The 8,081-nt window shown below is 71.9% G+C and carries 5 protein-coding genes; 1 reads left to right on the top strand and 4 read right to left on the bottom strand.

The genetic code is table 11. The features are described 5' to 3' along the window. The first annotated feature begins 211 nt into the window (after positions 1–211). Positions 212–625, top strand: a complete 414-nt coding sequence (locus ABZ646_RS34315) for a rodlin (protein ID WP_360527768.1) — start codon at positions 212–214, stop codon at positions 623–625. A 63-nt stretch (positions 626–688) separates the two neighbouring features. Here the strand turns inward: ABZ646_RS34315 and ABZ646_RS34320 are convergent, their stop codons facing one another. The 4 genes from ABZ646_RS34320 to ABZ646_RS34335 form a co-directional block, all read right to left on the bottom strand. Beyond that, entirely contained in the window at positions 689–2,599 is a 1,911-nt protein-coding gene (locus ABZ646_RS34320; RefSeq protein ID WP_360527771.1) for an AMP-dependent synthetase/ligase, read from the bottom strand. 57 nt (positions 2,600–2,656) lie between these two features. Then, positions 2,657–4,132 (bottom strand): von Willebrand factor type A domain-containing protein, encoded by a 1,476-nt coding sequence (locus ABZ646_RS34325; RefSeq protein WP_360527774.1) that lies wholly within the window; start codon positions 4,130–4,132, stop codon positions 2,657–2,659. 142 nt (positions 4,133–4,274) lie between these two features. Beyond that, on the bottom strand, positions 4,275–5,138 hold the full coding sequence (locus ABZ646_RS34330; RefSeq protein WP_360527777.1) for an ABC transporter permease: 864 nt from the start codon (positions 5,136–5,138) through the stop codon (positions 4,275–4,277). Further along, positions 5,135–7,783: a CocE/NonD family hydrolase gene (locus tag ABZ646_RS34335; protein WP_360527780.1), complete on the bottom strand. Its 2,649-nt coding sequence runs from the start codon at positions 7,781–7,783 to the stop codon at positions 5,135–5,137. The genes ABZ646_RS34330 and ABZ646_RS34335 overlap by 4 nt, the downstream gene beginning before the upstream one ends. Positions 7,784–8,081 lie beyond the last annotated feature (298 nt).

Here is an 8,081-nt window from a genome sequence, read left to right on the forward strand (position 1 = left end):
TCCTGGCTCCAGGTCAAGACGGACGTTCCTGTCCGGCATCAACCCCCTGCAACCGGATTGGTTGCGGCACGGAGCAACACGTCACCCGTTCGCGAATTCGGGAGATTGTCGGACCGTGGGCCATTGGAGTGAAGCGGAGCAACCAAACGGAGCGCGCGCAGTTGACCAGTGCGCTCCGGTGGACGGGGTGTCCTCAGAAGGGAACTGACAAGTGATCAAGAAGGTTCTGGCCGCCGCCGCTGTCGCTGCCTCCGTCGTCGGCGCCTCCGCTGCCGCCGCCTCGCCGGCCCTGGCAACCGGCAACGACCACGGCACCACCTCCTTCAGCGGCAACGACGCCCAGCAGGCGTTCGGCAACTCCGCCACGTTCGGCAACATGAGCCCCCAGATGGCCCTCATCCAGGGCTCCTTCAACAAGCCCTGCATCGGCCTCCCGGCGAAGCTGAACCTCCAGGGCCTGGTCGGCCTCGGTGCTGTCGGCGTGCTGCAGGACGTGCCGGTCCTGTCGGCGCCGCAGAACCAGCAGTGCGTCGAGAACTCCACCCAGGCCAAGGGCGACGAGCCGCTGTCGCACATCCTGGACGACATCTCGGCCCTGTCCGCGAACGGCACCGGCAACAGCTGAGCGGGACGCTTCACGGGCGGCGGGTCACCGGTTCCTTCCGGTGGCCCGCCGCCTCCGCTTCGCTCAGCCGCGGTAGAGCGCCTCGATCTCGGCCGCGTACCGGGCGGTCACCGCATGCCGTTTGACCTTCAGGGACGGGGTGAGCAGGCCGTTGTCCTCGCTGAACTCGCCCTCGACCAGGGCGAAGGAGCGGATCGACTCGGCGCGCGAGACGGCCTGGTTGGCGTGGTCGACCGCCTTCTGCACCTCGGCCCGCATCCGGTCGTCGCGCACCAGCTCGGCGAGCGGGGTGTCCGGTGGCAGCTTCCGTACGGACAGCCAGTGGGCGACCGCCTCCGGGTCCAGGGTGATCAGCGCGGCGACGAACGGCCGGTTGTCGCCGACCACCAGGCACTGGCCGACCGGCGCCCGGCTGCGCAGCCGGTCCTCCAGGACGGCCGGGGAGACGTTCTTGCCGCCCGAGGTGACCAGGATGTCCTTCTTCCGGCCGGTGATGGTGAGGTAGCCGTCCTCGTCGAGCGCCCCGAGGTCGCCGGTCGCGAACCAGCCGTCCGCCGGGAGCACTTCGGCGGTGGCGGCCGGGTTGTTCCAGTACGACCCGAAGACCACCGGACCCTTGATCAGCACCTCGCCGTCGTCGGCGATCCGGACGGCGGTGCCCGGCACGGGCTGTCCGACCGTGCCGGGCCGGGGCGCCAGCGGCGGCACGATGGTGGCGGCGGCGCTGGTCTCGGTCAGACCGTAGCCCTCGTACACGACGATCCCGGCGGCGAGGAAGAACAGGTTGAGGTCCCGGTCGAGCGGGGAGCCGCCGCTGATGGCGTACCGCATCCGGCCGCCGAGCTCCCTGCGGATCCGGCGGTAGACCAGCAGGTCGTAGAGCGCCCAGGCGGCGTACAGTCCGGGCCCCGGCCCCTTGCCCGTGCCGAGGAACTTGTTCAGGTGGGCCTCGGCGAAGCGCACGCCGATCCGCTCGGCGCGGTCGAAGGAGGCGGCGCGGCCGATCTTCTCGGCCGTGGCCCGTCCCGTGTCGTGGATCCTCTCGAACAGGTACGGCACCCCGACCAGGAAGGTCGGTCTGAACTCCCGCAGCGCGGGCCTGAGTTCGTCGGGTTTCACGCTCGGGAAGTGACCCATCTCGATGCGACCCAGCAGGCAGGCGATCTGGAGGGTGCGGCCCAGGATGTGGGCGAGCGGGAGGAACAGCAGGGTGGCGGCGGTCCGGCCGGTGACCGCCTGGAAGACGGGGTGCAGCAGCTCGACCGTGTTGGCGGCCTCGGTGTGCAGGTTGGCGTGGGTGAGGACGCAGCCCTTGGGGCGGCCGGTGGTGCCGGAGGTGTAGCAGACGGTGGCGACGGTGTCCGGGGTGAGGGTGGCGCGTCGCTTGGCGACCTCGTCGTCCGGGACCTCCCGGCCGAGGGCGGTGAGGTCGGTGAGCGCGTTCGCGTCCAGTTCCCAGATGCGGGGGGCCTGGGGGTGGTCGGCGGTGCCGGTGGTGACCGTGGCGGTGTGCTGCGGGGTCTCGGTGACGACGTACCGGGCGCCGGAGTCCCTGACGATCCAGTCCACCTGCGCCGCGGAGGAGGTGGGGTAGACCGGGACGGTCACGCCGCCGGCCGCCCAGACGGCGAAGTCGAGGACGGTCCACTCGTAGCGAGTGCGGGACATGACGGCGACGCGGTCGCCTGCAGCGAGGCCGGCGCCGATCAGACCCTTGGCGACGGCGGTGACCTGGGTGGCGAAGGCTCGTGCGGTGACCGGGCCGTCGGGGCGCCGTAGAGCTGTGGCGTCGGGTTGCTCGGTGGCGTTGGTGTAGGGGAGGTCGGCGAGGGAGCCGGTGGTGAGGGGTGGGGCGAGTGGGGGTCGCCTTGCCTCCCGTACGGCTCCCTGCGCGTCCCTGGTGACCTGGACCTTGCTCCGGTCGGCCAAGTCGGTGCGTCGTCCTGCCCGTCTGAGGTCCTTGCGTACGCCCATGGGGCGTCAACTTACTCGTAGGTAAGGGTGGGTCAATGGGGTGGGACCCATGTGGTCCTAAAGAGGCGCTGCCTCGCTGATCGCTGTGAAAAGGTCGGCGACGTCTTTGTCCTCGGTCACCTTCGCCAGAGTCGCGGCCCTCGACCGAAGCCTCGTGAGACTCGGTGTTCCCGGGATGTCGTACTCCCCTCCCGTCAGTGCGTCCGCGAAGTAGGCCGCCACCGCCGTCACCTGGAAGCGGGGGGACGCCGTCCAGACCGAGTCGTGCAGGGCGTCGGTCTCCATCGAGCCCGTGTTCTCGTGCGGGGTACGGGTGGCGGGGTCCAGCCAGCGGATCGTGGCCGTGGCCAGGTGGCCGTCCGTGCCGGGGGTGGTGCGGACCGCGTAGAGGGCGGTGACCGTGTGGCCCGGGCCGACCTCGCCGCCGTCGACGTGGTCGTTGCGGAAGTCCTCGTCGGCGACCCTGCGGTCCTGGTAGCCGATGAGGTGGAACTCGGCGACCGTGTGCGGGTCGAAGGCGACCTGGGCCTTGGCGTCGCGGGCCACCAGGTCGATGTTCTCGGGGAGTTGACGGCAGAAGACGTCGTTCGCGGTGGCGGTGTCGGAGACGTAGACGGTGTGGCCGTCGCCCTTGTCGGCGAGGCGTTCCATGAGCGCGTCGCCGTAGTCGCTGCCGACTCCCACACCGAACAGGGTGATGCCGTAGGCGCGGCGGTCGCCGTCGATGCGCCTGAGGATGGCGTTCGGGTCGGTCTCGCCGTCGTTGGCGAGGGCGTCGGAGATCAGTACGACGCGGTTGGTGGCGTCCCTGCGCAGGCCCTTGACGGCGGTGGCGTAGCCGGTCTCGACGCCCGCGCCGAGGTTGGTGGAGGAGAGGGCCCGCAGGCCGTCGACGGTGTCGTGGACCGCGGCGCGGTGACCTCCGAGGCGGGTCATCGGCAGGACGGTCTCCGCGTGTTCGCTGAAGGTGACGATCGCCACCGAGTCGTCGTCGCGGAGTCGGTCGGTCATCGTGTCCAGGGACTTCCTGGCGAGGTCGAGGCGGCCCGGCTCGCCCATGGAGCCGGAGACGTCGATGACGAACGTGAGGGCGGCCGGGGGGCGTTCGTCCGGGTCGTCGGCGGGACGGGTGGCGAGGCCGACACGGACCAGGGACCAGTTCGGGCGGTCGGTGCGGGCGCCGTCGACGGTGACCGTGAAGCCGTTGCCCTCGGGGGTCGGGTAGTCCTGGCGGAAGCTGTTGACGAATTCCTCCGGGCGGATCGTCGAGGGGTCCGGGCGGCCGCCGTCGGCGAGGGTGTGGCGGGCGTAGCCGTAGGAGGCGGTGTCGACGTCCAGGGCGAAGGTGGAGAGGTGGCCGGAGTCGTCGTCCTGCGCCCCGGAGGGGGCCGGGGCCGGGAGGCCGAGGCTGTGGTTCGGGCCGTCGCTCGTGTGGTTCTCGTCCGCGCCGCAGCCCGTCAGGAGCAGCGTGACCGCGGTGGTGAGGGCGAGCAGTGCCCCGTACGTCTGTCGTCTGGTCCGGTGTCGTTCCATCGTGTGCCCCCTGTGCCGGTCGGAGTCGACTGTCTGGCTTTTCTGTCGACTCCGACGGCGCAGGGGTCCGAAACGTGCGCCCCGACGCGTTGCGGATGGGTCTCGAAGCGGCCACGGACCGGGGGCCAGGGCGCAACAGGCCCTAGGAGACCACGTCCTTGCGGGCGAAACCCCGGAAGGCCAGGGCGAACAGCACGAGGGCGTACGTCACGGACACCGCGGTGCCCTGGATCATGCCGGACCACTCGGGGTGCGGTTGTACGGCGTCCGCCCAGGCGAACTGCCAGTGCGCGGGGAGGAAGTCCCGCCAGTGGCCGAGGGCGGTGACCGCGTCCAGGACGTTGCCGACGATGGTCAGGCCGACGGCACCGCCGACCGCGCCGAGCGGTGCGTCGGTCCTCGTGGACAGCCAGAACGCGAGTCCGGCGGTGACCAGTTGGGACAGGAAGAGGTACGCGACCACGACCGCGAGGCGCTGGGCTGCGGTGCCGGTGTCCAGCGAGCCGCCGGTGGGGATCTGGAGCGGCCCCCAGCCGTAGGCGGCGGTGCCGACGGCCAGGGCGACCAGCGGCAGCAGGATCATCGCGGCGAGGCTGAGGCCGAGGGCGACGACCAGCTTGGACCACAGCAGCCGGGCCCTGGGCACGGGCGCGGCGAGCAGGTAGCGCAGGGAGGACCAGCCGGCCTCGGAGGCGACGGTGTCCCCGCAGAACAGGGCGACCGGGATGACCAGCAGGAAGCCCGCCGACACGAACAGGTTGACCGCGGCGAAGTTGGCGCCCGACGCGGTGGCCGTGTCCAGGAGGGTGACCTGGCCGTTCTCCCGGCCCGGCTGCCCGCCGACCGCGAACGCTATGAGCAGCACGAACGGCAGTACGGCCAGGATGCCGCCCATCACCAGGGTGCGGCGCCGCTTGAACTGGCGGGCCAGTTCGACACGCAGCGGCAGGGTGCGGCCCGCCCGGTAGCCGGAGGCGACCGCCGCCTTCTCGGTGACGGTGCTCATGCGGAACCTCCGATCAGGGTCAGGAAGGCGTCTTCGAGCCGGCGGTGCGGGCCGACCGAGGCCACCGGTACGTCGAGCCGGACGAGTTCGGCGACCATGCGCGAGGCGCTGCCGCCGGGTTCCATGCGGACGAGCAGGCCGTCGTCGGTGCGGGTCACCGAGGCGATGCCGGGCAGTGCGGCGACCTTCTCCACGACCGGTTCCTCCACGGGGGTGCCGGTGCCGACCAGGAGGGTGTCGCCGGAGCCGACGATCTCGGCGACCGGACCGGCCTGTACGAGCCGGCCGCGGTCCATCACCACGAGGTGGGTGCAGGACTGCTCGACCTCGGCGAGGAGATGGCTGGAGACGATCACCGTGCGGCCGGCCGCCGCGTAGCGGATCATCACCTCGCGCATCTCGCGGATCTGCGGCGGGTCGAGGCCGTTGGTCGGTTCGTCGAGGATGAGCAGGTCCGGCAGGCCGAGCATGGCCTGGGCGATGGCGAGGCGCTGGCGCATGCCCTGGGAGTACGTGCGGACCGCGCGGGCCAGGGCGTCGCCGAGGCCGGCGATCTCCAGGGCCTCTTCGAGGTGGGCGTCCTCGGCCGGGCGGCCGGTGGCCTGCCAGTACAGCTCCAGGTTCTCCCGGCCGGACAGGTGCGGCAGGAAGCCCGCGCCCTCCACGAAGGCGCCGACCCGGGAGAGGACGGGCGCGCCGGGGCGGATGGCGTGCCCGAAGACCCGTATCTCGCCGTCGTCGGGCTTGATCAGGCCCATCAGCATGCGCAGGGTGGTGGTCTTGCCCGCGCCGTTGGGGCCGAGCAGGCCGAGCACCTGGCCCTGTTCGACACGGAAGGACAGGTCGCGTACCGCGTACCGGTCGGTGGAGCGCGCGTAGCGCTTGCTCAGGTCCGTTATCTGGAGCGGGACCGCGGCGAGTTCCGGGGCGGGGGCCGGGGCCGTGGTGCTGCGGCGGCCGGTGAACAGCAGGGCCAGGGCGGCCAGCGCGCCGGCCAGCGGCAGCCACCACACCCAGGCGGGCAGTGCTGCGGCGGCCGTGTCCACCTGCGGTGCGGTGGGCACGCTCAGGGGGCTCTTGAGGGAGACGGTGTAGGTGGCGGGGGCGGCCGGGGAGGCGTAGCCCAGGTCGGTGGAGGCGAGGACCAGGCGCAGCCGGTGGCCCTTCTGGACCTCGTGGTCGATGGCCGGGAGGGTCAGGGTGACGTCCTTGCCGGCCCTGGCTCCCGTGACGCGGATCGGGGCGACCAGCTGGGAGGGCAGCACCTGCTGGGTGCCGTCCGGGCCGACGTCGTACACCTTGCCGAAGAGCACGGCGTCGTCACTGGTCGAGGTGAGGTGGACGGTGGCCGTGGGGGCGCCGGTGATCTGCACGTTGTCGGTCGTCGGGGCGGAGTCGAAGCGGGCGTACTGGCCCGGGAAGTCCAGGGAGACGCCCACGCCGAGGGAGGAGAGCTGGGCGAGGCCGCCGCCGCCGAGGCCGGGCAGCGCGGAGACGCCGGGCGGGCTGGCGCCGGCCGGGTTCTGGACGTGCTGGGTGCCGCCCTGGAGGGCGATGTCCTTCCGGTCGCTCTCCAGGCCGGGGTAGCTGTCGGCGGTCGCGCCGCGCAGCTGGGCGGTGCCGTTGGCGGAGTCGACGCCTCCGGTGCGGGTGATCCGGAAGGCCGGGCCGGTGTCGGTGGCCTTGTCGCCCTTCAGGTACCGGTCGAACCAGGAGGTCACGCGGGCCTCGACACGGCCGGTCTCCAGGTCGCCGCCGTCGTGGCCGCCGGCGATCCAGTCGACGTCGACGGGGGCGCCGTTGGCCTTGATGGCCTTCGCCGCCGCGTCCGACTGGGAGAGGGTGAACAGGGAGTCGGTCTGGCCCTGGAAGAGCAGGGTGGGCACCTTGATGCGGCTGCCCACGGCCGACGGTGAGCGTTCTTCGAGGAGCTTGACGGCGGCGGCGTCCGGCGTGCCCGACTCGGCGACCCGGTCGTACATCGCGCACAGCGCGGGCTCGAACTTCGCGCAGCCGCCGCCCGTGTTGAAGAAGATTCCGGCCCACAGCTTCTTGAAGACGCCGTCCGGGAACAGGGCGTCCGCGAGGTTCCAGTACGTGATGGACGGGGCGATGGCGTCGACGCGGTCGTCGTAGCCTGCGGTGAGGAGGGAGATGGCGCCGCCGTAGGAGCCGCCGGCCATGCCGACGCGCGGGTCGCCGGGCTTGTCGAGCTGTACCTGGGGCTGTTTCGCCAGCCAGTCGATGAGCCGGGAGACGTCGGCGACCTCGGCCTTCGGGTCGTTGAGGCCGATCTTTCCGGTGGAGCTGCCGAAGCCGCGGGCGGACCAGGTGAGGACCGCGTAGCCGTCCCGGGCGAGGTCCTCGGCCTCGGCGCGCATGTCGTTCTTGCTGCCGCCGAAGCCGTGGGCGAGGAGGACCGCGGGGTGGCGGCCGGTGCCGGGCGTGGTGAAGAACGAGGTGTCCAGGCGTACGCCGTCCACCGCCATCACCCTGTCGGTCCGGTGCACCGCCGGTGTGTCGTCGGAGGCGGCGACGGCCGTCCAGGTGCCGGCGCCGACCAGCACCACGACGGCGGCCGCGGCGGGCAAAAGCCGTCGCGGCCGCCGGAGCAGGGCTCGCCAGGCGGGCAGTCGAAGATCCATGCCTCAACGGTACGGCCCCGGACGGACAACGGATGCCGACGCTGGGCTGAACAGCGGGCCATCCTCGAGGAGTACGGGTGCGTTGCCGTGTACTTCGGGCGCGGTACACCGGAACGCCGCGGAGCGCGGGCGGTGGGCTTGCGGGCCGGTGGGGGTTGCTCGCGCCCGCGCGAAGGAGCCGCAGATCGATACGGCCCCGCGCCCCTATCGGGACGCCACGTCCTCCGGGATGGAGACGACCCAGTGGGTGTTCTTGCGGGGGCGGAGGTAGAAGGCCCAGTAGAGGGTGGCCGCCGCC

Origin of the sequence: Streptomyces sp. NPDC007162, from assembly GCF_040634175.1 — a bacterium.
Classification (GTDB): Bacteria; Actinomycetota; Actinomycetes; order Streptomycetales; family Streptomycetaceae; genus Streptomyces.